The organism is Hymenobacter citatus, from assembly GCF_014333615.1.
In the GTDB taxonomy this organism is placed as follows: domain Bacteria; phylum Bacteroidota; class Bacteroidia; order Cytophagales; family Hymenobacteraceae; genus Hymenobacter; species Hymenobacter citatus.
Window position 1 is genome coordinate 295,452 of the sequence record NZ_JACSCY010000003.1, and the last position, 23,404, is coordinate 318,855.

Genomic DNA, 23,404 nt, shown 5'->3' on the forward strand with positions numbered 1-23,404 from the left:
GACTCATACCCCAAAAAAGTAACGCCGCAGCCTCTAGGTTGCGGCGTTACTTTTTTGTGAAGATTAGGTGAACAACGGATGCAGCCTGGCTCGGCTACGTGCGTCCTTCTTGTGAAGTTTCACGATTTATTGGTAAACTTCCGATCAACCTATCACCAAAACCACAACCTGCTTGAAAAGACGTGACTTTGTGGGCTTAACCGGCCTGGCCACCGGTGCCCTGTTCCTACCCTCTATTCCGGGCTTTGGCAGCACGCTGGTAACACCGGAGCGGCTGCTGGAAACCGTGGACGTGGCCGTGAAGAAACGCCTAGCCGACGCCGCCCTGAACGCCGCCAAATCGGCGGGGGCCAGCTACGCCGATGTACGCATTGGGCGCTACCTCAACCAAAGTATTTTCACCCGCGAAAAGCAGGTGCAGAACATTGGCAGCGGCGAAAGCCAGGGCGCGGGCGTGCGGGTTATTGCCAACGGCACCTGGGGCTTTGCCGCTACCAACGACCTTTCGGAAGCCGGCCTGGCCAAGGCTGCCCAAACGGCCACGGCCATTGCCAAAGCCAACAGCAAGGTACAGAAGGAGAAGGTGATTTTGGCTCCGCAGAAGGGCTTCGGCGAGGTGAGCTGGAAAACGCCCATCGTGCAGAGCGCCTTCGAGGTGCCCATTGCCCAGAAGGTAGACCTGCTGCTCTCGGCCAACGGCAAGGCGCTGGAGGGCGGCGCGTCGTTTGTAAACTCGGCCCTGTTCCAGATCAACGAGCAGAAGTACTTTGCCAGTACCGACGGTTCCTACATCGACCAGGACATTCACCGCATCTGGCCTACCTTCACAGTGTCGGCCGTGGACCGCAGCTCGGGCAAGTTCCGCTCGCGGCAGGCCCTGAGCGCGCCCATGGGCATGGGTTACGAGTACCTGATACCCAAGGCTCAGGACAAGATTGCGGGGCCGGCCGGCTCGGGCCTGGTGGGCTACAAGATGAGCTACGACTTGCTGGAGGACATTACGGCCGCCACCCGCGAGGCCAAGCAGAAAATTACGGCTAAGTCGGTGACGCCGGGCAAGTACGACCTCGTGCTCGACCCCAACCACTTGGGCCTCACCATTCACGAAAGCATTGGCCACGCCACCGAGCTGGACCGCGTGCTGGGCTACGAGGCTAACTACGCCGGTACCTCGTTTGCTACCCTCGATTGGAAAAAGCAGAACAAGCCCTACGGCTCGAAGGTGGTGAACATTGTGGCCGACAAAACGCAGCCCGGCTCGCTGGGTGCCGTGGGCTACGACGATGAAGGCGTGAAAGCCGGCCAGTGGGATATCATCAAGGACGGCATGCTGGTGGACTACCAGAAAATCCGCGACCAGGCGCACATCGTGGGCCAAGACCATTCCGACGGCTGCTGCTACGCACAGTCGTGGGAAGATGTGCAGTTCCAGCGCATGCCCAACGTGAGTTTGAAACCTGGTAAGGCCAAAATGAGCGTGGACGATATGGTGAAGAACGTGGACAAAGGCATCTACATTGCCGGCCGCGGTTCGTTTTCCATCGACCAGCAGCGCTACAACTTCCAGTTTGGCGGCACCGTGTTCTACGCCATCAACAAAGGCAAGATTGACGGCATGTTGGAAGACGTGGCCTACCAGGCCAACACCCAGGAGTTCTGGAATTCCTGCGCCGCCACCTGCGACCAGTCAGATTATCGCATGTTTGGTTCCTTCAACGACGGCAAAGGCCAACCTGCGCAAAGCTCGGCCGTGAGCCACGGCTCGGCTACCACCCGCTTCAACGGCGTGAATGTGATTAATACCGCTCGCAAAATCGGGTAGGGCGCCTGCCTCTACCCTTTACCATTCGCAACATCAGCAACGATGGGCGCTTGCAAAGCGCCCCTACTTCACTTCATACATGGCAATTCTCTCCCAATCAGAAGCACAGGCCATTCTGACCAAAGTGCTCAGCTTCAGCAAGGCCGATGAGTGCGAGGCGTCGCTCTCGGGCAACGTCGGTGGCAACGTGCGCACGGCGCGCAACACCATCAGCACCAGCGGTGCTAGCGACAACGTGTCGCTGGCCGTGGAGTCGCGCTTCGGCAAGCGCTCGGGCGTGGCTACCTGCAACCAGTTCGACGACGCTACCCTGCGTAGCTGCGTGCAACGCGCCGAGGAAATCGCACGGTTGGCTCCCGAAAGCCCCGAGTATATGCCCCTGCTCGGCCCGCAGCAGTACGTGGCCGCTCCCGAGTCGTTCTCGCAACGCACGGCCGCCATCAACCCCGACTACCGCGCCACGCAGGTAGCCGCCGGCATGCAGATCTGCGACCAGCAAAAGCTGTCGTCGGCTGCTTTCCTGGAAGACTCAGCCGGATTCCGGGCCGTGCGCAACAGCAAGGGCTTGCAGGCCTACCAGCAGCGTAGCGGCGTAACGTATAGCGTAACGGTGCGCACGCCCGACGGCACCGGCTCGGGCTACGCCACCGCCGACTACAACGACGCCAGCAAGCTCGATACCAGCGCCCTCACGACCACAGCCGCCAAGAAAGCGGCTATGTCGCGCGAGGCGAAGGCTATTGAGCCCGGCAAGTACACCGTGATTATGGAGCCCGCCGCGCTGGTCGCTAATACCGATGCTTCGTTGCTGGCTGCGCTGATGGGTGCCCTCGATGCCCGCTCGGCCGACGAAGGCCGCTCGTTCCTGAGCAAAAAAGGAGGCGGTAATAAGAAGGGCGAAAAGCTCTTTGATGAGCGCGTGACCATCTACTCGGACCCTACCAACCCCGACATTGCCGACCTCACGTTCTCCGGCGATGGCCGCCCACACCAGAAGACCACCTGGATTGAGAAGGGGGTAGTAAAGAACCTCTACACCTCGCGCTACTGGGCCCAGAAAGCCGGTATTCCTGATATTCCGCGCCCCAACGGCTGGATTATGGAAGGCGGCACGCAGAGCCTGGAAGACATGATAAAGGGCACGCAGAAAGGCATTCTGGTGACGCGCCTGTGGTACATCCGCCCCGTAGACCCGCAAACGCTGCTCTACACCGGCCTGACGCGCGACGGAACGTTCTACATCGAGAACGGCAAGATCAAGCACCCGGTGAAGAACTTCCGCTTCAACGAGTCGCCGATTATCATGCTCAACAACCTGGAGGCCATTGGCAAGCCGGTGCGCATGGGCGGCAACCTGGTGCCCCCGCTCAAGATTCGCGACTTCACCTTCACCAGCCTGTCGGACGCGGTGTAACGTGTCATTCCGAGCGGAGCGAGGAATCTGAGTGATAAGCATGCATTCAGGTTTCTTGCTTCACTCAAAAGCATATCACGCTATATGCGACACCATCACTATTACGTTTACCTGGTTACCAATCCCAAACGAACTACCCTCTACATAGGCGTCACAAACGACTTGGTGCGTCGTTTGGATCAGCATACGAGCAACGAAGGGCAGCCTTACACATTTGCAGGCCGCTACTTCTGCAACTTGCTAGTGTACTGGGAACAGTTTGGCGATATTAAGCAGGCAATTGCTCGTGAAAAGGAGATAAAGGGCTGGCGACGCGAGAAAAAAGACGCGTTGATTGCCAGCTTCAATCCGGATTGGCGGGATCTGACAACGGAAGTAACTCCCTAAACAACTTGTCGCTGAGCCGCAGTGAAGAACATAGATTGCCTACGTGGTAAATCAGATTCCTCGCTGCGCTCGGAATGACACTTTAACCCCTACCCCTTTGAAACGTCGTGATTTTGTGGGACTGACCGGCTTAGCGGCTGGCTCCCTTTTACTACCCAGCATCCCCGGTTTCGGCAGCGGGCTGCTGGTGACGCCGGAGCGCCTGCTGGAGCCCGGCCTGGACGTGGCCCTGAAAAAGCGCCTGGCTGATGTGGCCCTGAACGCGGCCAAATCGGCGGGGGCTACCTATGCTGATGTGCGCATTGGGCGCTACCTCAACCAGGGCATTTTCACCCGCGAAAAGCAGGTGCAGAACATTGCCAGCAGCGAAAGCCAGGGTGTGGGCATCCGGGTTATTGCCAACGGCACCTGGGGCTTTGCCTCTACCAACCAGATAACCGACGAAGGCATTGCCAAGGCCGCACAGCTGGCCGTAGCCATTGCTAAGGCCAACAGCAAGGTGCAGAAAGAGCCCGTGAAGCTGGTGCCGCAGAAAGGCTACGGCACGGTGTCGTGGAAAACGCCCATTACGCAGAATGCTTTTGAGGTACCCATTGCCCAGAAGGTAGACCTGCTGATGGAAACCAACGCCAAGGCCCTGGCCGGCGGCGCGTCGTTTGTGAACTCGGCGCTGTTTCAGGTGAACGAGCAGAAGTATTTTGCCAGCACCGACGGCTCCTACATCGACCAGGACATCCACCGCATCTGGCCTACCTTCACCGTTACGGCCATCGACCGGGCTTCGGGCAAGTTCCGCTCGCGGCCTTCTATGAGCGCGTCGATGGGCTTGGGTTACGAGTACCTCACGCCTAGCGCCAAGGAAAAAATTGCCGGGCCGGCCGGCTCCGATGTCATTGGCTACAAGCAGCGCTACGACATCCTGGAAGACGTGACCAACGCCACCAAACAGGCGAAGCAGAAGCTCACGGCCAAATCGGTGACGCCGGGCAAGTACGACCTCGTGCTCGACCCGCACCACCTGGGCCTGACCATCCACGAATCGGTAGGGCACCCGCTGGAGCTGGACCGCGTGCTGGGCTATGAGGCTAACTACGCTGGTACTTCTTTCGCCGATCTGGCTTGGAAGGCGAAGAACATTCCGTACGGCTCGAAGCAGGTGACCATTGTGGCCGACAAGCTACAACCCGGCTCGCTGGGCGCGGTGGGCTACGACGACGAAGGTGTGAAAACCAAGCGCTGGACGCTGATTGACCAGGGCAAGCTGGTGGATTACGAGAAAATCCGCGACCAGGCGCACATCGTGGGACAAAACGAATCGGATGGGTGCTGCTACGCGCAGTCGTGGCAGGATGTGCAATTCCAGCGCATGCCCAACGTAAGCCTGCAACCCGGCAAGGCCAAAATGAGCGTGGATGACATGGTAAAAGGCGTGGATAAAGGCATCTACATCGCCGGCAACGGATCCTTCTCCATCGACCAGCAGCGCTACAATTTCCAGTTCGGCGGCATCGTGTTCTACGCCATCGAGAAGGGCAAAATCACGGGCATGCTGGAAGACGTGGCCTACCAGGCCAACACCCAGGAGTTCTGGAACAGCTGCGCCGCCAGCTGCGACGAATCGGACTACCGCCTCGTGGGCTTCTTCAACGATGGCAAAGGCCAGCCAGGCCAAAGCTCGGCCGTGAGCCACGGCTCGGCCACTACCCGGTTTAACGGCGTGAACGTGATTAACACCGCCCGCAAGATTGGGTAACTGATGTGCTGATGGGTTGAATGATTAAATAAGACCGTCATTCCGAGCTTGTCGAGGAATCTCGCGTGCTGACGACAGATAGTATCCAGCATTAGCACGCGAGATTCCTCGACAAGCTCGGAATGACGGTTTTATACACTACTCTGTCCCTCAACAATCTTTATATCAATAAATAACTATATTTAATCAGCATATCCACTGATCAGCATACCAACACATCAAACCTATGCGTCGTCGTGATTTTGTGGGGCTGACTGGTCTGGCGACCGGGGCCTTGTTTCTACCCTCGCTGCCGGGCTTCGGCGGCACGCCCGTAGAGGTAGAGCGCCTGCTGGAAGGCGTGGACATAGCGGTAAAAAAACGTCTGGCCGATGCAGCGCTGAACGCGGCCAAATCTGCTGGAGCGAGCTACGCCGATGCGCGGGTAGGGCGCTACCTGAACCAGTACGTGTTCACCCGCGAGAAGCAGGTGCAGAACATCGTGAATACCGAAAGCTACGGGGTAGGCGTGCGTGTGCTGGTGAACGGCGCCTGGGGCTTTGCCGCAACCAACGACGTGAGCGAGGCCGCCGTGGCCCAGGCCGCCCGCGAGGCGGTAGCCATTGCCAAGGCCAACGCCAAAATTCAGAAAACACCGGTGCAGCTGGCGCCCCAAAAAGGCTACGGCGAGGTGAGCTGGAAAACGCCCATCGAGCAGAACGCGTTTGAGGTGCCGGTGAAGCAGAAAGCTGATTTTCTGCTGGCGGTGAATGCCAAGGCGATGGAAAACGGCGCGAGCTACGTGAATTCCAACCTGTTTCAGGTGAACGAGCAGAAGTACTTTGCCAGCACCGACGGCTCCTATATTGACCAGGACATCCATCGCATCTGGCCGACCTTCGATGTGACGGTGGTGGACCGCGCCTCGGGCAAATTCCGCTCACGCGACTCGCTGGGCACTTCCATGGGACTGGGCTACGAGTACCTCACGCCCAAGGCCAGCGAGAAAATAGCCGGTCCGGCTGGCACGGGCACCGTGGGCTACAAGATGCGCTACGACATGCTGGAAGACGCCGCCCTGGCCGCCAAGCAGGCCAAAGCCAAGCTCACGGCCAAAAGCGTCGTGCCCGGCAAGTACGACTTGGTGCTCGACCCCGACCACCTGGGCCTGACCATTCACGAGTCGGTAGGGCACCCGCTGGAGCTGGACCGCGTGCTGGGCTACGAGGCCAACTACGCTGGCACCTCGTTCGCTACCCTCGACAAGCTGAAATCAGGCAACTTCAAGTACGGCTCGCCGGCCGTAACCATCGTGGCTGATAAGCTGCAACCCGGTACGCTGGGAGCGGTGGGCTACGACGACGAAGGCGTGAAAACCGGCGAGTGGGACCTGATTAAAAACGGCGTGCTGGTGAACTACGAGAAAATCCGCGACCAGGCCGGGGTAGTGGGCCAGGACCATTCCGACGGCTGCTGCTACGCCGACTCCTGGAGCAACGTGCAGTTTCAGCGCATGCCCAACGTGAGCCTGCGCCCCAGCGCCAAGAAAATGAGCGTGGACGATATGATAAAAGGCGTCGACAAGGGCATTTACATTGTGGGTGCCGGCTCCTACTCCATCGACCAGCAGCGCTACAACTTCCAGTTCGGCGGCAAGCTGTTCTACGCCATCGAGAAGGGCAAAATCACCGGCCAGATTGAGGACGTGGCCTACCAGTCGAACACCCAGGAGTTCTGGAACAGCTGCGCCGCCACCTGCGACCAGTCGGACTACCGCTTCCTGGGCACCTTCTTTGACGGCAAAGGCCAGCCCCCACAGATTTCGGCCGTCAGCCACGGTTCCAGCACCACGCGGTTCAATGGGGTGAATGTGATTAATACGGCCCGGAAGATCGGGTAGGGGCGCCTTGCAGGCGCCCGTCGTTGAACGGTACCGCTTGTTTTCCTACCCTATTTATCCAGCCAGCAACAACATCAGCAACGACGGGCGCGTGCAACGCGCCCCTACCTTTCTACCCCATGGCAATCCTCTCCCAAGAACAAGCCCAGGCCATTCTGCAAAAGGTCCTCAGCTTTAGCACCGCCGACGAGTGCCAGGCTACCCTTTCGGGCCGCTCGGCGGGCAACATCCGCTACGCCCGCAACGCCGTGAGCACGGCCGGAAAGTCCGATAACGTGTCGCTGGCGGTGGAGTCGCGGTTTGGCAAACGCGCGGGCGTGGCTACCTGCAATCAGTTTGATGATGCTACCCTGAAACGCTGCGTGCAGCGGGCCGAGGAAACCGCCCGGCTCGCGCCCGAAGACCCCGAATACATGCCGCTGCTCGGGCCGCAACAGTACCTCACGCCCAACGCCTTTGCCGCCAGCACCGCCGCTGATACGGCAGACGCCCGCGCCCAAGCCGCCGCCGACAGCATCGCGCTGTGCGAAGCGCGCAAGCTCACGGCCGCGGGTTTCCTGGAAAACAGCAGCAGCTTCCGGGCCCTGCGCAACAGCAAGGGCCTGCAAGCCTACCAGCCCGATACATACGTCGATTTTTCGGTGACGGTGCGCACGGCCGACGGCCTGGGCTCGGGCTACGCCGTGGCCGATTTCACGGATGTGAAGCAGTTCGATGCAAAGGTGCTGACGGAGCGCGCCGCCAGCAAAGCGGCCGGTTCGGTGGGCGCCCGCGCCATCGAGCCGGGCAAGTACACCGTGATTCTGGAACCGGCCGCGCTGGTATCGGACGAAGGCCTGCTCAACAACCTGATGTACTCGCTCGACGCCCGCTCGGCCGACGAGGGCCGCTCGTTTCTGAGCAAAAAAGGCGGTGGTACGAAAAAGGGTGAAAAGCTCTTTGATGAGCGCGTGACCATCTACACCGACCCTACCAACCCCGCCGCGCCCAGCAGCGTGTTCGACGGCGAAGGCCTGCCCGTGAAGCGCATCAACTGGATTAACAAAGGCAAGGTCGACAACCTGTACTACTCGCGCTACTGGGCCCAGAAAAACAACGTAGCCCCTACCCCCTTCCCCGGCAACTTCATCATGGAAGGCGGCACGCAAAGCTTGGAGGAGATGATCAAAAGCACTCAGAAAGGCATTTTGGTAACGCGCCTGTGGTACATCCGTGGCGTAGACCCGCAAACGCTCCTGTTCACCGGCCTCACCCGCGACGGTACGTTTTACATCGAAAACGGCCAGGTGAAGTTCCCGGTGAAAAACCTGCGCTTCAACGAGTCGCCGGTGATTATGCTGAATAACCTGGAAACCATTGGCAAGCAGCAGCGCCTAGGCGGTAACTTGGTGCCGCCGCTCAAGATCCGGGACTTCACGTTCACGAGTCTGTCGGACGCCGTGTAGGGCACAGAAATTGCACTTTGCAGCACCCGTAGCCACTGTTGCTACGGGTGTTTTTTTGTATATACTGTTGTCTACTGCTTCGTGAAATTATTCCCTACCCTTGTCCTGCTTCTTGCGTGTACATTGCCTTTTTCCACGCATGCGCAAACGGTTCCTGATACCGCTGCCATGGAAACCAGCAAGCGCAGCAGCTTCGCGCCGGGCACCGTCACAACGCCGGAAGGACGTACTATCCACTTGTATTTGCCCCACTCGGTGAACGGGTTTGAAAAGTTTATCGACTTCTGCGAGACGCATCCCGAAGTACGCCCCTACCCCCAAACCAAGCACATCAGCGTAGACAAGATTCACTGCATGACTGTGCGTGATCAATATTTTGAAACCCTACACAACAACGACGGCAAGAGCATGCGGATACTGGCCCCGCGGCTAGTGGCAGGGCCCGTAGAGTTGTTTAACTATGCAGAGGGTAAAAGTATCCCGCCCATCGTGCCGATTGCAGCCATTGCATCGATGGGAGCAGCTAGCACTGTGGTGCTTCTTGGCATCAACTATACCAGCAACCATTGGTACCTGCGCCGCAATGGGCAGCTGCTGGAAGTGAAGCGCAGCAAATTTACGGAGCAGGTAGCGGCGTATCTGCAAGATGCCCCAGAGCTGGCTCAAAAAGTAATGGCGCGCGCGAAAGGTTACCAGTATCAGGATATGCCGCAGACTATTGCGGAGTACAACTCGTTTCTAGCTGCTCAATAACAGCTTTACTACCCCCGTCAGAACACTATATGGCCCGGAAACACGTGGTTCAGAGGCATTATTGTCAGTGTCGTTGAGCAGAATTAATGCGCGAGGAAACGGTACGCCATATTTGTCTGGATAACCACGTTATTCAGTTTGCCGGGGTAGGGAGAGGATGCGCCACGGGTGTCAGAAAGTAGCCCGGCGTAAATGCGCATACCTACCTCAAAACCAGTGGATAGGGCCACGCCAAGGCCCACGATGGTGCCGAAATCGTAGCGGTGGTAGTGGTCTGTGGCACGACGGTCAAACGGAGTACCACCGGCTGGGTCGCGGTAGCTACTCAGAGGGCTTTCTTCGGTAAATCCCTTCTCGTGAGCACCCAATAAAATACTGCCCTGTGGTCCTAGTTCCACATAGAACTTCCGCAAGTGCGCCCGTACCATAATAGGCACATTTAGATAAGATAATCCTACCTGGTACGTAGCGGCACCGGCCTGCATAGGGGCATCGTAGTCTACTACCGACAGGTTGGTGCGTTGCCGACTGAACTGTACCTCCGGCACCAACGAAATACGCTCCGAAATTCTCCGCTCATAGAACACGCCTACTTGATACCCAATCCGCCCATCTGCCTCAGCGTAGTAAGATTTTTGTTTCCTGCTTTCTGCCAGAGAAGCATAGTTGGCGCCGGCTCGAACACCAAATTGCGCCTCAGCAGCGGTGGCCACCAGCAACCCGGACATTGATAATAACAGTAATTTCATAGCATTCGCACTTGCTGTAGACAGTAATACCTTCTAAAACGAATCGTTATCAACATATTGATATCCAGCACATTACACCAAAATACACGCAAATAAAATAGCGAGGATAACACGAAGCATAGCTCCGCGTTATCCTCGCTATTTTATTCCTACTAATGCCCCAGCTGCAACGCCACGTAGCCCTGAAACACGCGGTTTTTGAGGCGGGCATCGTTCACGCCGGTAAGGTTGTCTACGTCATTTATGTCGTTGAGGCCTGCGTTGAAACGGGCGCCGATGAGCAGGGCCGAAAACTTCAGCCCTACCCCGGCGCACAGGCTGAAGTCGCCGCGCTTGAAGTCGCCGGTAGCGCCGCGCTTGTAATCTTCATAAGATGCGGCGCCGCCTGTGCCTTGCACACGCTGGGTACCGTCTTTGGTAGCGTCGAGGAGGAAAGAGAACTGCGGACCTGCTTCCACGAATAGCGGCCCTACGTGCACCTTGGCTAGCACCGGCACTGTGAAGTAGTGCATTTTGGTGTCGAAGTCCTCAAACTGACTCTTGATGTTGCCGCCCTGCGATGAGTACAGCAGCTCCGGCTGTACCGATAGCGGCCCGATCAATTTGGCCTCGTAGAACACACCCGCGTGGTAGGAGGTCTTGTAGCTGGTGCTCCCGTCGATGTTTTCGCCATTGAGCACGGATTGGTTGATGCCTGCTTTCACGCCGAGTTGGGCGTAGGCCCCGCTACTCAGCAGCAGGCCAAACAGGAGGAAGAAAAATTGTTTCATGGTAGGTGAAGCGTGTTTGTTACAGTTTTAGAGTGAAGCTGTTTCCTTAAACGTTAGCTGGGCCGCGCAGTATATCTGGCAGCTTATTATTTTGGCAACTGCTGGGCTTCAGACCTTGACTCAATCCCGCGAAGTGCCATTCGTTGCAATGCTAATCAGGTTTTTTTGCGTTTTTAGCAAAAACCGATGCCACCTTCTGCTGGCTTGCCGCGTCCTTGCCTCGGTTTCTACCCTTGCCATTCTCCATTATTAATTTTCAACTGATTGCCTACCCCCTTCACGTTTGTGCGGCTCAGCTACCACTCCGGCGACTGGGATGCCGTGGATGAGCGCATGCCTAGCAACCTGCTGCACTCACTGGTGCAGTACACCACAGTGCCCGTCGACCAGAAGGAGAAAGTAGTGGCGCTGGACTCGGCGGAGCTGTTTCGCTATCCGTTTTGCTACCTCTCGGGGCACCGGTTGGTGCAGTTCAGCGAGGCCGAAAAGAAGAACTTCACGCAGTACGTGCGCAACGGCGGCTTCGTGTTCGTCGACGACTGCAACCACGACATCGACGGGCTGTTTGCGCGCTCTTTTGAGGAGCAGATGCGCGTGTGCTTTGGGGCGGGCGCGCTCAAGAAGCTGCCTAAAACGCACCCCATCTACTCGCAGTTTTTCAAGTTTCCGGACGGCCCGCCGCCTACCGGCTTCGAGCTGAACGGCTGGGGCGACGACCTTGTGCACGACTACCTGAAAGGCGTGGAAACCAACGGCCGCCTGGGCGTGCTCTACTCCAATAAAGACTACGGCTGCGAGTGGGATTATGACTTCCGCAACAAGCGCTTTCTAGCCGAGGACAACACCAAGTTCGGCGTCAATATCTTGCTGTATGCCCTCACGGCTTGAGCTGATGGCTGATGGCTGTTGGCCGTTAGCTTTTTTGCCCTACTTCAACATCATTTTCCAAGACAAAAGCTAGCAGCTAACAGCCATCAGCTAACAGCTCAAAAATCCATGACTGAACAAGACGTAAAACGCCTGCTTGCCAAACTGCCCCCGCTCCGTGAGGAAATTGCCAAAGTCATTGTAGGCCAAACGCAGGTGCTAGACGAGGTGCTGGTGGCCTTGCTGGCCGGCGGCCACGCCCTGCTGGAAGGCGTGCCGGGCCTGGCCAAAACCCTACTGGTGCGCACCCTGGCCTCGGCCACCGACCTACCCTTCCGCCGCATTCAGTTCACCCCCGACCTGATGCCAACCGACATTCTCGGCACCGAGGTGCTGGAGGAAGACCACGGCACGGGGCACCGCTCGTTCAAATTCAATGAGGGGCCAATTTTCGCCAGTCTGGTGCTGGCCGATGAAATCAACCGGACGCCGCCCAAGACGCAGGCAGCGCTGTTGGAAGCCATGCAGGAAGGCCACGTGACCTACGCTGGTCAGGAGCACGCCCTGCCCAAGCCGTTCTTTTTGCTGGCCACCCAAAACCCCATCGAGCAGAGCGGCACCTACCCGCTGCCCGAAGCCCAGCTCGACCGTTTTCTGCTCTACATCCGCATCGGCTACCCCACCGAGCAGGAGGAGCTAGCCGTGCTGAGCGGCACCACCGGCACCGCCAAAGCCCAGGTGCAGCCCGTGCTGGGCGGCGACGATATCCGGCAGCTCCAGCAGCTGGTGCGCCAGGTGAGCCTCAGCCCCGAGCTATTGAGTTTTGTGAACCGCCTGGTGCGCGCTACCCGCCCCGCTACCTCGGAGGTGAAGTTTATTCAGGACTACGGCCGCTGGGGCGCGGGGCCGCGCGCCGGGCAGGCGCTGATTTTGTGCGCCAAAGCGCGGGCGTTGCTGCAAGGTCGCTTCGCGGCTACCCTCGACGATATCAAAGCCCTGGCCCCGGCCGTGCTGCGCCATCGCGTGCTTTTGAATTTCAACGCCGAAGCCGAAAACCTGACGCCGGATACGGCAGTGCAGGAGCTGCTGAAGGCCGTGGCGGTGTAGGGGCGCCTTGCAGGCGCCCGTCGTTGAACGACGACGGGCGGTATTTCCACCTCCAACATCAGCAACGACGGGCGCCTGCAAGGCGCCCCTACCCTCAACCGCATGCTCAGCCCCGAACAACTCTACGCCCTGCGCAACCTACCCCTCGCTGCCAAGCAGGTGGCCGAGGGCTTTTTGCACGGCCAGCACTTGAGCCGGCGCCGGGGCGTGGGCATGGAGTTCAGCCAGTACCGCCCCTACCAGCCCGGCGACGACCTGCGCCGCCTCGACTGGCGCCTGGCCGCCCGCTCCGACCGCTACTACATCCGCGAGTCGGAGGTAGATACCAGCCTCACGGTGCACTTGCTGCTGGATGCCACCGCCAGCATGAACCACCGCGACGACAACGGCCTCAGCAAGCTCGACTACGGCCGGCTGCTGCTGGCCGCGCTGGCCTACCTGGCCGTGAACCAGGGCGATGCCGTGGCCCTCACCATTCTGCGCCCCGATGGCCTGCAACACCTACCGCCCCGCGCTGACCCCAGGCAACTCACGCGCATCTTTCATACCCTAGAAAATGCCACGGCCACCGGCCGCTTTCCGGCCGCGGCTGAGCTGGCCCCGCTCACGGCCCGGCGGCAGCGCGCCCTCACCATCTGCGTGAGCGATTTGTATGAGGAAGACGGGGAAATTGACACGCTGCTGACGCGCCTGCGCACCACCAGCGGCGAGGTGCTGCTACTGCACCTGCTGGCCCGCAACGAGCTGGACTTCACCTACCGCGGCGCTGTGACTTTCGAGGACCTGGAAACTGGCCGCACGCTGCAACTAAACGCCGATCAGCAACGCAGCGCCTGGCAGGAGCACCTGCACAGCTGGCTGCGTGAGGCCGCTACCCAGGCCCGCCGTCACGGCTTCGAATATGCTCAACTGAGTACCGCCGAGCCGCTGGATCGGGCCCTACGCGAGTTTCTGAAACGACGGTAATCATACGGGGCTTCCTTTTCTGACTTCCACTTCGCCTATGCTTTCACTGCCTCTATCAGCGTTCCGCTTGTTGCACCCCACGGCTGGCCTGCTGGCGCTGCTGGGGTTGCTGGTGCCGCTGCTGGTTTACCTCTGGAATCGGCGGCCCGCCCAGGTGGTGCAGGTAGGCAGCCTGCGCTGGCTGGAAACGGCCGCCAACCGCCGTTTGCGTCGCCTAAAGCCCGAGCAATTGCTGTTATTTCTGTTGCGGGCCGCCGTGGTGGGTGTGCTGGCGCTGGCCGTAGCGGGCCTGAGCTGGCAGGAACCAGCGCCGCCCGTGCGGGGACAAGTGCTGCTCAGCCCCGACCTTCTGACCTCACCGGCCCTGGCCGCCGTGCGCCCCGGTATCGATTCGCTGCGCCGGCAAGGCTACGAGCTGCGCCAACTGCGGCGCGGCTTTCCGCGGGTGCCCGCCCGCACTTGGGCTAGCCTGGCTTCGCCTACCCCTTCGCTCACCGATTCGCTCCGGGCTCTGCTTCCGGCCGATAACCTGTGGATGCGCGCCCAGCAAGCCGCCGACTCCTTCCCCAGCCGGCCGCTCCGCGTGTTTTCAACAGCAGCATTGCGGCGGTTCGAGGGGCCGCGCCCGGCACTACCAGCCAATCTACGCTGGCAGTTGGTGCCTACCCCCGACTCGGCCCGCTGGCTCCAGGCCGCGGCCTTAGTTGGCGCCGACAGTCTGCGCCTGCTGGTGGGACGCAGTACCGAGGACGGCACCACCTTTCGCGGTCTGATGGTACGGCGCCCGGCCAACGGCGCCACGGTGCGGGTAGCGGGGCTGCCGGGTGTTTCCTACCAGACCAAAGCCAACGGCGCCCAGCTGCGCACAGCAGATTCTACCATGGTGCACGTGCGCGCTACCCCGGTGCGCGTGTGGTTGCTCACGGATGCCGCGTACGCGTCGGAGGCTCGCTACTGGCGGGCGGCAGTACAGGCCGTATCTGTTGGGTTGGCGGCCCCATTGCAGCTTACGGCTGCTACCCAGGTGCCCACCGTTCCGCTGCCCGATGTGATTTTGTGGCTGAAAGATGCGCCGTTGCCCACTGCCTGGCAACAGACTGCCTTACCGGGTACGCAGGTGTGGCGGGTAGGGCGTGGGGGCGGCCAAGCTGTCGGCAGCACGTTTATTTCTACTAATACGCAAACGGCCGTTGCCATTCGGCGTCTCGATTCGCTGACAGTAACGACAGCCGAAACCGTGTGGCAGGACGCTGCGGGCAGGCCGCTCCTCACTCGGCAGGCCCTGGGCGCGGGCACACTGTATCACCTGCACACCCGGCTTTCACCTGGTTGGAGCGCTCTGGGCGAAAGTCCGGCCCTGCCGGCGCTGCTGCTGCCGCTGCTTCAGCCGCCTGTAGCGCCTATCCGTCTGCTCGCTCACGACCAGCGCACCCTCGACCCACATCAGCTACTAACCACAGCCGCGCCGGCCGCTGCACCTGTTGCCACCGCTGATACCGCTCCGCCCGCCACCGATCTGCGGCCGTGGGTGGTGCTGGCGGCCTTGCTGCTGTTTGGGCTGGAGCGGCTGCTATCCTTGCGCACTGCCGGGCGTCCTCTCACTGCTACTGCTTCCATATGAGTCCTTCCGTAATTTCTGCCGCCGCTGAGCCGGGATTGTTGCGCCGCGTGGCCCGCTCATATGCCAGTCGCCGCACGGTGCAGCTTTTGCTGCCTTTTTTGGCGGCCAGTGGGGCAGCACTGATAGCCGCAAAACGGTGGCCGCAGGCGGGAACAGCCTTGCTGGTGTTACTGGGCCTAGGCGTTATAGCGCTAGTGGTGTGGCTGGTACGCCTATGGCAATTTCGACCCCAGCCATTAGCCCGCCGCCTCGATCGGGAGTTTGCAGAGCTGGAAGACAGCACCGGCCTACTCCTACGTCCTACCTCCGACCTCAACCTCTTAGAGGAATTACAGCAGCAACACGTGGTCGAGCGCCTGGACGCGCTGACCGCCGCTACTCCGGCGCTGCTACCCGCGCCGTGGCGCACGTCGCTGCTGCTTACTGGCCTGTTGCTGGTGGTGGCTGGCGTATGCTGGTTCTTGCCCGCACAGACCGCACAGCCTACTGCCACAGTAGCCACGGCTCCAGCCGTACCCCTACGGTTTGTGGGCAAACCAGCACCCGCCAAGGCCCCGCGTATTCAGGAGCTGAAGCTGCTGGTAACCCCACCCGCCTACACGCGGCGGGCGGCCTTTGCGGCGGCGCAGCCGTCGTTTCAGGCGCCGGCCGGGTCGCGGGTGCGGTGGCGGGTGCGCGTGAGCCGGCGAGCCAGCGCGCCGGTGCTAGAGCTAGGCAAGCAGCGGATACCGCTCCGAGCTGTGCCCGGCGATTCCTTGGCGTTTGAGGCAGAGCAGATAGTGAATAGCTCGGCACTCTATCGGATGCGGTTCGCAGGGCAAACTTCTGAGGATTATGCTATTGAGATTATTCCTGATCGGGCGCCTACCCTCCAGCTCGTCAGCCCCAAGCCTTATACCCTGGTTGAGTTTGGGCAGAAGCCGCAGGTAGGCGTGCGCGTAACTGTGCGCGACGATTACGGCCTGAGTCGAGCCCGCGTGGTAGCTACCGTGGCCAAGGGCGAGGGCGAAGCGGTGAAGTTTACGGAAGTCGCCACTGACCTCAGCGCCCAGTTGCGCGGTCAGCCTACCCAGCACCAGCTCACCTACACCCTGCAACTGCGCCAGCTGGGCCTCACCTACGGCGACGAGGTGTACTTCTACGTGCAGGCCTGGGACAACCACCAGCAAATGGCCCGCACGGACACCTACCTGGTGCAGTGGGAAGACACCACGGTGGACGCTTCTGGGGCCGATATTTCGCTGGGTGTGAACGTGGTGCCGGCCTACTTCCGCAGTCAGCGCCAAGTGATTATTGACACAGAAAAGCTGCTTTCGGAGCGCAAAGAACTGGACCAAAGCACATTGGCCAGTCGCGCCAACGAAATCGGACACGATCAGAAAGTACTGCGTATGCGCTACGGCAAATTTATGGGCGAGGAGTTTGACGAAAGCATTGGCCAGGCCGACGCTATACCCGAAGGCGAAAAAGAAGAACACCACGAAGGCGACGGGCACGACCACGGCCATGCTCACGGCACGCCCGCCACGGATGCCAACCCCTCTTCCTTGGAAACCACGGCGGCCCTCATGGACCCCTACATGCACAAGCACGACGACGCCGAAACCGCCGATTTTCTGGAGCCGGCCGTGAAAGCCAAGCTCAGCGTGGTACTCAGCCAGATGTGGGAAGCCGAGCTGCGCCTGCGCACCGTCCGCCCCGCTGAGGCCCTACCCTATGAGTACAAGGCCCTGCGCCTGCTGAAAGAAGTGCAGCAACAAACCCGCGTCTACGTCAAGAAAGCCGGCTACACCCCACCGCCTATGCCCGAGGCCACTGTGCGCCTCACCGGCGAGCTGGTGGGCGCCGCTACGCCCCAGCGCCGCGCCGATGTGGCCGCGCCCGCCTCCCAACCCGCCGTGCGCGCCGCCCTGGCACTGCTGGGTCGTCTGCGCCGTGGCCAATCGGCCGCTGCGGCCGATGCCGCCCTGCTCGACCGCGCCGGCCCCGTGCTGGCCCAAGCGGCCCTCCAACGCCCCGGCGCCTACCTCACCGCCCTGCGCGACCTGCGCCAACTCAGCGCCGCCATGCGCGCCAGCCAGCCAGCGCCCTGCCCCGAATGCTTACCCGTGGTGGAGCGCGCCCTTACAGCCCTTCTGCCTACTCCCGCGCCTGCCCCTACCCCTGCCTCTGCTCCCAACCGCTTGTCTCGTCGGTACTTGCAGGCGCTGGGGCAGCCGTAGCACTACCTTGCTATTTGGTCTGATTGTTTGCCTTTATTTCAGTTCCTTGTCTGCTTTCTCCTCTGATTTTCTGTTCTACGCGCTGCTCCTCTTCTGCTTACTGCTGGCTGTTGGGCTGAGCGTGGCCGCCTGGCGCCGCTCCAATCGGCAGCGGCTGGCCTTGCGCTTGGTAGCGGGCTGGGTAGCTGCAGCTGCTTTGTGGCTGATTGCTTATCCGCCTGCCCGCACCATACCCGGCAGCCGACAGCAAGCCATTCTGCTGATGCCCGGCTACCAACCCGATTCCCTGCAGGCCTTGCTCCGCCAGCTGGGCGCAGGCACGCAGCTGTGGCGCTACGGCGCGGCCCTTACCCCCGACACGCCTGCCCTCCACAGCCTGGTGGCCTTGCGTGAGCGACTCCCCTACCTCCGGCAGTTGCACGTGCTGGGACGGGGCCTGCCGCCCGATGCCACCGTCGTTGCCGACTCGCTCCGCCTGATCCGGCACGGCAGTGCAACGGTAGCTGGCTTTCGAGTGGGGCAATGGCCGCGGCAGCTAGCGCTGGGCAAGGAGTTGCAAGTGAATGGTTCGTTTGTGGCCGCCGGGGATAAAACGCCGGTGTGGGTGGGGTTGCGCGCCGCCGGCAAAACGCGCGACTCGATGCAACTAAAAAACGGACGCGGCGCTTTCCAGCTTCGCTACGCGCCCAAAGCCACTGGCCTGGCCGAGTATGAATTGTGGGCACGGCGCGGCGAGCAGCTTGTAGCCCGCGAGCCGGTGCCCGTGGAGGTAACCGCAGTAGCACCCCTGCGTGTGCTACTCCTCACCACCACACCCGGTTTCGAATTTAACTTCCTTAAAAACTACTTGGGCACGCAGCAACACCGCGTGGCGCTGCGCACGCAGGTCAGCAAAGGCCTCACCCAAACCGCCTTCCTCAACCAGTCCACTCACGACCTGCGCCGCCTCTCGCCCGCTCTGCTGACTCGCTATGACGTAGTAGTAGCCGACAACGGCACCCTCACTAGCCTCGCACCCGCCGAGGTACAGGCTGTGCGTGCAGCCATCCAAAACCAAGGGCTAGGCTTATTGCTGCTGGCCGAGCCAGGAGCGCTACCCCGCGCGCTACCTGGCCGCGCCGCTTTTAGCCTCCTACCCCGCCCCACCGGCGCCGACCTTCCTCAACCTGTGCGCTGGCCCAATGCACCAACTGCACTGGCAGCTCCCCTCGCCGCTGAGCTACGGCTCCAAGCGGGTGGTACCGCCCTGGCTACGGATGCTCGCCAACGTCCGGTAGCGGGCGTAACGCGGGTAGGTCTGGGGCACGTGGGGGTGAGTACGCTGGCCGCTACCTATCCCTGGCAGTTGCAAACGGCCACCACAGCTGGCTACGGGGCATTCTGGAGCCGCCTGCTAGCCGCTGTGGCCCGCCCGGCGCCTATGGCGGCGCAATGGCAGGTAGTAGAGCCCTGGCCCCGCCCCCATCAGCCCATTACGCTACGCCTGGAATCGACTACGCTACCAGCTACGTTGCCCGTTGTTACTACGGCCAAGCAACCAGCCGTACGCCTACCTATGCAGCAAGACACCCGCCTGCCAGAGTGGTCTACGGGGCAGTTCTGGCCCACTGCTGCGGGCTGGCACCAAGTGCAGGGGCCCGGCGCTACCCGGCAGTGGTTTTATGTGTTTGCACCCACTGCCTGGCAAGCTACGGAGCACGACGCCTACTACCAGACGCCCGCCACCGCCACTGCCGACAACCTGCCTCCCGCCACTACTCGGCAGCCTTGGGCAGTGGGCTGGTTTGTGGCCCTCTTTGTGCTGGCGGCGGGCACGCTCTGGCTAGAGGAGAAGCTGTAGCGCCTCATTGCTTACCCAACGGCTTTCCTACATAACCGCTACTTTTGTGCCTGCTTGGGTAGATGGCAACAAAAAGGTCCGTACCCTCCCAAAGGAAGATACGGACCTTTTTGTTGCTGGCCTTGTGGGTACAATGCCAGCCAACAAGTAGTATGGTTTACTGAACCGTGGTAGTAGTAGTCGAGGTAGAGTCGGTCGTCATCGGGGCAGCCATCGACGAAGAGTCACCGGCCATCGTAGTCGAGTCGCCGCTCATCATGGGGGCCGTCTCGGTGGTCGTAGTTTCCGTCGTGGTCGTGGTTTCAGCAGGCTTCGACTCGCACGAAGCAAGACCAGCAGCGAATACGATAGCCAGGGCAGATACTTTCAGCAGGTTTTTCATCTTTGGGGTTGGGTTGATTTTTGTCCGAAAACGCTCTTAATACCCTTCTCTAAAGAAAAGTAACCCAACCCGAGAATATTTATTTTTGATGGGTTACGTAAGAGCTCCATCCGTATTAAAACAAGAAGTATAGCGAATGGGTAAGGGACTTCCTTCCTACACCGATGCAGAGTTCGTGGCGGCCATCCGCCAAGACGACGACCGGGCGCTGGCGCAGCTCTACCGCTTGCACCTCCCCATGGTTCTTCACTTGGTACAGCAAAACAGCGGTACCGAGGACGAGGCCAAGGATGTGTACCAGGAGGGCGTGATGGTGTTCTACGAGAAGGTGCGCGACGGCTCTTTGGAGCTCAGCTGCCAGATCAAGACCTACCTCTACGCCGTGTGCCGCCGGTTGTGGTTGAAACGGCTGGCTGAGAAAAACCGCTTTGGCGGTAGTCTCTCCGACCATGAGCCCTACCTCGAAACGGGTGCCGAGCAGGACTTGCTCGATGCCCAGGAGCGCGACCGGCAGTTTGGCCTGATGGGCGAGGCGCTGGAACGCATCGGGGAGCCGTGCCGTTCGTTACTCGAAGGTTTCTACCTGTTAGACAAGTCTATGCAGGAGCTTACGACGGAGTTTGGCTATACCAACGCCGACAACGCCAAGAATCAGAAATATAAATGTCTGGTGCGTCTGAAAAAGCTGTTTTTCACCCATTATCAGGAGGAAGAATCGTTCTAGCAGCGTGTACCCTATTGCCCCGGCGGACCTACCCCAGCCGCTTCCTGTATGAAAACTGAAGCTGATTATTACGCGCTATTTGAGGCCTACCGGGCCGGCGAGCTGGCTGCGCCTGCGCGCCAGGAGCTGGAGCGCCGCCTCGCCGCCGATCCTAGCTTTGCCCAGCAGCTCACCGATTTTGACCTGCTGAATGGTACGCTGCGCGGCTACGGCGAGCGGCAGCGCACGCGCCGCAAGCTGCAAGCTTTCCAAGCTGCGTTAGACGCCGAAGCTGCCGCCGAGGAAACCTACCAAACCGGCAACCCCGTGATGCCTACGGTGCATATCTCGGGGGTAGAGCGCACCTTGCGTGCGTTCTGGGGCAACCACCGCGCTACCATTGCCGTGGCCGCCTCGGTGGCCATTATGGCCGTATTTGGCACCTTGCTGGGTATCGAGTGGTGGAAAGCCGCCCAGAAGCCGGCTCCTACCTACGGCTATACCATGCTGCGCCGCGAGGTAGAGCGCATCAAGCGCACGCAACGGGCCATGAACCGCGCCATCACGCAGATTGACGGTACTAAGGCCGAGGAAGTGAACCCCGGCAAGTTCAGCGGTACGGGCTTCGCGCTGTCGCCCAATGGCTATTTAGTCACCAGCTACCACGTGATTCAGGGCGCCGACTCGCTGCTGGTGGAGAGCCGCACGCACGACCACTACCGCGCCGAGCCAGTATTTACCGACGTGGCCCGCGACCTGGCCATCTTGCGCATCGTTGACAAAGACTTCCACGGCTTCGGCCGCCTGCCCTACTCCTTCAAGCGCACCACCGCCGACCTGGGCGAGCGGGTATACACGCTGGGCTACCCCCGCGAGGACCTGGTGTTCAACGACGGCTCCCTGAGCGCCCGCTCGGGCTTCGAGGGCGACACGGGCTTCTACCAGATTTCGATTCCGGTGAACCCCGGCAACTCCGGTGGGCCGGTACTGGATGAGCGCGGCAACCTGATTGGCATTGTCAGCGGCAAGCAGTCGGATGTGCAGAGTGCGGCGTTTGCCACCAAGTCGTCCTACCTCACGCGCCTCGTCGACTCGCTGCAAACGGCCACCGTGGCGCACGACATTACGCTGCCCCGCGCCAATTTGCTGACCGGCACCTCGCGTCCCCAGCAGATCCGGAAGTTGCAGAACTATGTTTTCGTAGTGAAGGTGTACGAATAGAAAAGACCCCTCCAAAGCTTTAAAAGCTCCGCCGTTCGGCGGAGCTTTTTTTTTGCTATCCACAGAAATCAGCAAAAAGAGGCAGCCTACGCCTGCCTTTTCCCGTAGGAGTACCGGTAACGCCCTTTGGGGCACACCACTTGGTTTCCCGTCACTTTTCTCTCTACTCTTTCCTATGGCCAACGACATCCAATCACTCGACAAAATCACCCCCGAAGACATTGCCCGCACGTTTGAGAGTGCCTACCACGTATTCCAGGGCGACCATGACCACATGGAAGACCTGTTCAAAAACGGGGCATCTCTGTTGCAGAAATCGGCGCAGAAGTTCACGTCCACCCAACTGGTACTGGGTATTGCGGCCCTTGCCGGGGTAGCCATCTTCTTCATCAACCGCGCTGATAAGAACTAATTTTAGTTCTCACATAAGCTGAAAGCCCCGATTACGCTCTTGTAATCGGGGCTTTTGCGTTTGGTCGGTCATAGCCCCAGCGGGGCAACCTATCGGTAATAAAACCTGTTTTGATTTCAAGATACTCAGGACTGACGCACTAAGCGTTGTGCCAACGCCTGCCGGTCCGACGCCTACGGCGTCGGACCGGCAGGCGTTACTGGCCGCCGCGCCATTTGGTGACGCTGAGGCCGCATGAACCGGCGCTTCTACAACGTCCGCATACGGTTCGTGCAACATCAGCACGCGGCAACCGGTCGGACGCCTGCGGCGTCGGACCGGCAGGCGTTGGCACAACGCTTAGTGCGTAAATCCTGACACTTGTATTTTGCTCAACAGAATGGCTTCTTACTCCTCCCGCAGCTCGTAGCCGCAATGGAAGCAGTGGTAGCGGATGCCGCGCAGGGAGTACATCAGGCGCGTGAAAAAGCCAGTGGTGGTGGCACCCGGTCGAACGTCGGCGGTGGCAATGTCGGGAGAGCCGCAACGGGCGCAAGTTAATGTGGTGCCCGCCTGCACATCCGGGTCGGGGAAGATGGTCATGGGTACGGTTTCTTCCAGCAAGGCCGTGCGTGCCGCCTCAGCATCTTGCTGCCGCACATGCAGGCGCACCCCACCCGAAATAGGGCCGTAGGGCCGGTTTTCGTTGCTCACGAAGCAGGGAATTTCCTCCGCATCGAGGCGGCTTTTGGCGATGTGCGCGGCAATGGAATCGGGGAAAGAGGCCAGCAGAATAATGCGGTCGGCAGAAGGAACGACGGAGGACATGACGATGAGGTGCGAAGCGGCAGCAAATAACAGCAAAGCCGGGAAGGAAGTTGTGCTCAGTGCACGACCATTCTGCCTACCCAAACAAAAAGCGCACCCGGAGAGTGCGCTTTTTGTTGCCTGTCGATCAGTTGCTTAGCTATTAAACAAAGCCAGCGCCTTAATGAACGTTTGAGAAATACCCCACAGCAGGGGCACCCCCACAAACAGCCAGGCCAAGACAAGGGCGCCACCGCTGGAAGCGGTTTCGGGGGCGGAAGTGTTGCGTGATTCCATATCGTTAG

General features: G+C 60.3%; 21 protein-coding genes. 16 read left to right on the plus strand and 5 right to left on the minus strand.

Annotated elements, in window-relative coordinates; genetic code table 11:
- The first annotated feature begins 172 nt into the window (after positions 1 to 172).
- The 7 genes from H8B15_RS05540 to H8B15_RS05570 all read left to right on the plus strand — a co-directional run bounded on the left by H8B15_RS05540 (position 173) and on the right by H8B15_RS05570 (position 9,453).
- The gene (locus tag H8B15_RS05540; RefSeq protein WP_187318676.1) at positions 173 to 1,822 is read left to right on the plus strand and encodes a TldD/PmbA family protein; all 1,650 of its coding nucleotides are present in this window, start codon (positions 173 to 175) and stop codon (positions 1,820 to 1,822) included.
- 79 nt (positions 1,823 to 1,901) lie between these two features.
- Positions 1,902 to 3,236 (plus strand): TldD/PmbA family protein, encoded by a 1,335-nt coding sequence (locus H8B15_RS05545; protein ID WP_187318677.1) that lies wholly within the window; start codon positions 1,902 to 1,904, stop codon positions 3,234 to 3,236.
- Between the two features lie 84 nt (positions 3,237 to 3,320).
- On the plus strand, positions 3,321 to 3,623 hold the full coding sequence (locus H8B15_RS05550; RefSeq protein WP_187318678.1) for a GIY-YIG nuclease family protein: 303 nt from the start codon (positions 3,321 to 3,323) through the stop codon (positions 3,621 to 3,623).
- A 97-nt stretch (positions 3,624 to 3,720) separates the two neighbouring features.
- Positions 3,721 to 5,376 (plus strand): TldD/PmbA family protein, encoded by a 1,656-nt coding sequence (locus H8B15_RS05555; RefSeq protein WP_187318679.1) that lies wholly within the window; start codon positions 3,721 to 3,723, stop codon positions 5,374 to 5,376.
- A 226-nt stretch (positions 5,377 to 5,602) separates the two neighbouring features.
- The gene (locus H8B15_RS05560) at positions 5,603 to 7,255 is read left to right on the plus strand and encodes a TldD/PmbA family protein (RefSeq protein ID WP_187318680.1); all 1,653 of its coding nucleotides are present in this window, start codon (positions 5,603 to 5,605) and stop codon (positions 7,253 to 7,255) included.
- Between the two features lie 119 nt (positions 7,256 to 7,374).
- Positions 7,375 to 8,700, plus strand: coding sequence for a TldD/PmbA family protein (locus H8B15_RS05565; RefSeq protein ID WP_187318681.1), 1,326 nt, complete (start codon positions 7,375 to 7,377; stop codon positions 8,698 to 8,700).
- Positions 8,701 to 8,823: 123 nt separating this feature from the next.
- Positions 8,824 to 9,453, plus strand: coding sequence for a hypothetical protein (locus H8B15_RS05570; protein ID WP_187318682.1), 630 nt, complete (start codon positions 8,824 to 8,826; stop codon positions 9,451 to 9,453).
- An 83-nt stretch (positions 9,454 to 9,536) separates the two neighbouring features.
- Here the strand turns inward: H8B15_RS05570 and H8B15_RS05575 are convergent, their stop codons facing one another.
- Positions 9,537 to 10,202 carry a porin family protein gene (locus tag H8B15_RS05575; protein WP_187318683.1) on the minus strand — a complete coding sequence of 222 codons (666 nt, stop codon included), beginning with the start codon at positions 10,200 to 10,202 and terminating at the stop codon, positions 9,537 to 9,539.
- Positions 10,203 to 10,354: 152 nt separating this feature from the next.
- The gene (locus H8B15_RS05580) at positions 10,355 to 10,972 is read right to left on the minus strand and encodes a porin family protein (protein WP_187318684.1); all 618 of its coding nucleotides are present in this window, start codon (positions 10,970 to 10,972) and stop codon (positions 10,355 to 10,357) included.
- 264 nt (positions 10,973 to 11,236) lie between these two features.
- Between H8B15_RS05580 and H8B15_RS05585 the strand changes: the two genes are divergently transcribed.
- From H8B15_RS05585 to H8B15_RS05610, 6 genes are all read left to right on the plus strand, one after another.
- Entirely contained in the window at positions 11,237 to 11,860 is a 624-nt protein-coding gene (locus tag H8B15_RS05585; protein WP_187318685.1) for a DUF4159 domain-containing protein, read from the plus strand.
- 108 nt (positions 11,861 to 11,968) lie between these two features.
- Positions 11,969 to 12,946, plus strand: coding sequence for an AAA family ATPase (locus tag H8B15_RS05590; protein WP_187318686.1), 978 nt, complete (start codon positions 11,969 to 11,971; stop codon positions 12,944 to 12,946).
- A gap of 102 nt (positions 12,947 to 13,048) precedes the next feature.
- On the plus strand, positions 13,049 to 13,912 hold the full coding sequence (locus tag H8B15_RS05595; protein ID WP_187318687.1) for a DUF58 domain-containing protein: 864 nt from the start codon (positions 13,049 to 13,051) through the stop codon (positions 13,910 to 13,912).
- Positions 13,913 to 13,949: 37 nt separating this feature from the next.
- Entirely contained in the window at positions 13,950 to 15,533 is a 1,584-nt protein-coding gene (locus H8B15_RS05600; RefSeq protein WP_187318688.1) for a BatA domain-containing protein, read from the plus strand.
- A complete protein-coding gene (locus H8B15_RS05605) occupies positions 15,530 to 17,755 on the plus strand; it encodes a DUF4175 family protein (protein WP_187318689.1) in 2,226 nt (741 codons plus the stop codon). Before H8B15_RS05600 ends, H8B15_RS05605 begins: the two co-directional genes overlap by 4 nt.
- 46 nt (positions 17,756 to 17,801) lie before the next feature.
- On the plus strand, positions 17,802 to 19,595 hold the full coding sequence (locus H8B15_RS05610) for a hypothetical protein (protein ID WP_187318690.1): 1,794 nt from the start codon (positions 17,802 to 17,804) through the stop codon (positions 19,593 to 19,595).
- Positions 19,596 to 19,752: 157 nt separating this feature from the next.
- Here H8B15_RS05610 and H8B15_RS05615 read toward each other — a convergent pair whose 3' ends face one another.
- Positions 19,753 to 19,977, minus strand: a complete 225-nt coding sequence (locus H8B15_RS05615) for a hypothetical protein (protein ID WP_187318691.1) — start codon at positions 19,975 to 19,977, stop codon at positions 19,753 to 19,755.
- Between the two features lie 136 nt (positions 19,978 to 20,113).
- Here H8B15_RS05615 and H8B15_RS05620 point away from each other — a divergent pair, with 136 nt between their 5' ends.
- The 3 genes from H8B15_RS05620 to H8B15_RS05630 all read left to right on the plus strand — a co-directional run bounded on the left by H8B15_RS05620 (position 20,114) and on the right by H8B15_RS05630 (position 22,313).
- On the plus strand, positions 20,114 to 20,701 hold the full coding sequence (locus H8B15_RS05620; protein WP_187318692.1) for an RNA polymerase sigma factor: 588 nt from the start codon (positions 20,114 to 20,116) through the stop codon (positions 20,699 to 20,701).
- Between the two features lie 48 nt (positions 20,702 to 20,749).
- On the plus strand, positions 20,750 to 21,901 hold the full coding sequence (locus H8B15_RS05625; RefSeq protein WP_187318693.1) for a S1 family peptidase: 1,152 nt from the start codon (positions 20,750 to 20,752) through the stop codon (positions 21,899 to 21,901).
- A gap of 175 nt (positions 21,902 to 22,076) precedes the next feature.
- Positions 22,077 to 22,313 carry a hypothetical protein gene (locus H8B15_RS05630; protein WP_187318694.1) on the plus strand — a complete coding sequence of 79 codons (237 nt, stop codon included), beginning with the start codon at positions 22,077 to 22,079 and terminating at the stop codon, positions 22,311 to 22,313.
- Between the two features lie 387 nt (positions 22,314 to 22,700).
- Here H8B15_RS05630 and H8B15_RS05635 read toward each other — a convergent pair whose 3' ends face one another.
- A complete protein-coding gene (locus H8B15_RS05635) occupies positions 22,701 to 23,120 on the minus strand; it encodes a putative signal transducing protein (protein WP_187318695.1) in 420 nt (139 codons plus the stop codon).
- A gap of 135 nt (positions 23,121 to 23,255) precedes the next feature.
- The gene (locus H8B15_RS05640) at positions 23,256 to 23,396 is read right to left on the minus strand and encodes an MFS transporter small subunit (RefSeq protein ID WP_187318696.1); all 141 of its coding nucleotides are present in this window, start codon (positions 23,394 to 23,396) and stop codon (positions 23,256 to 23,258) included.
- Positions 23,397 to 23,404: the final 8 nt, after the last annotated feature.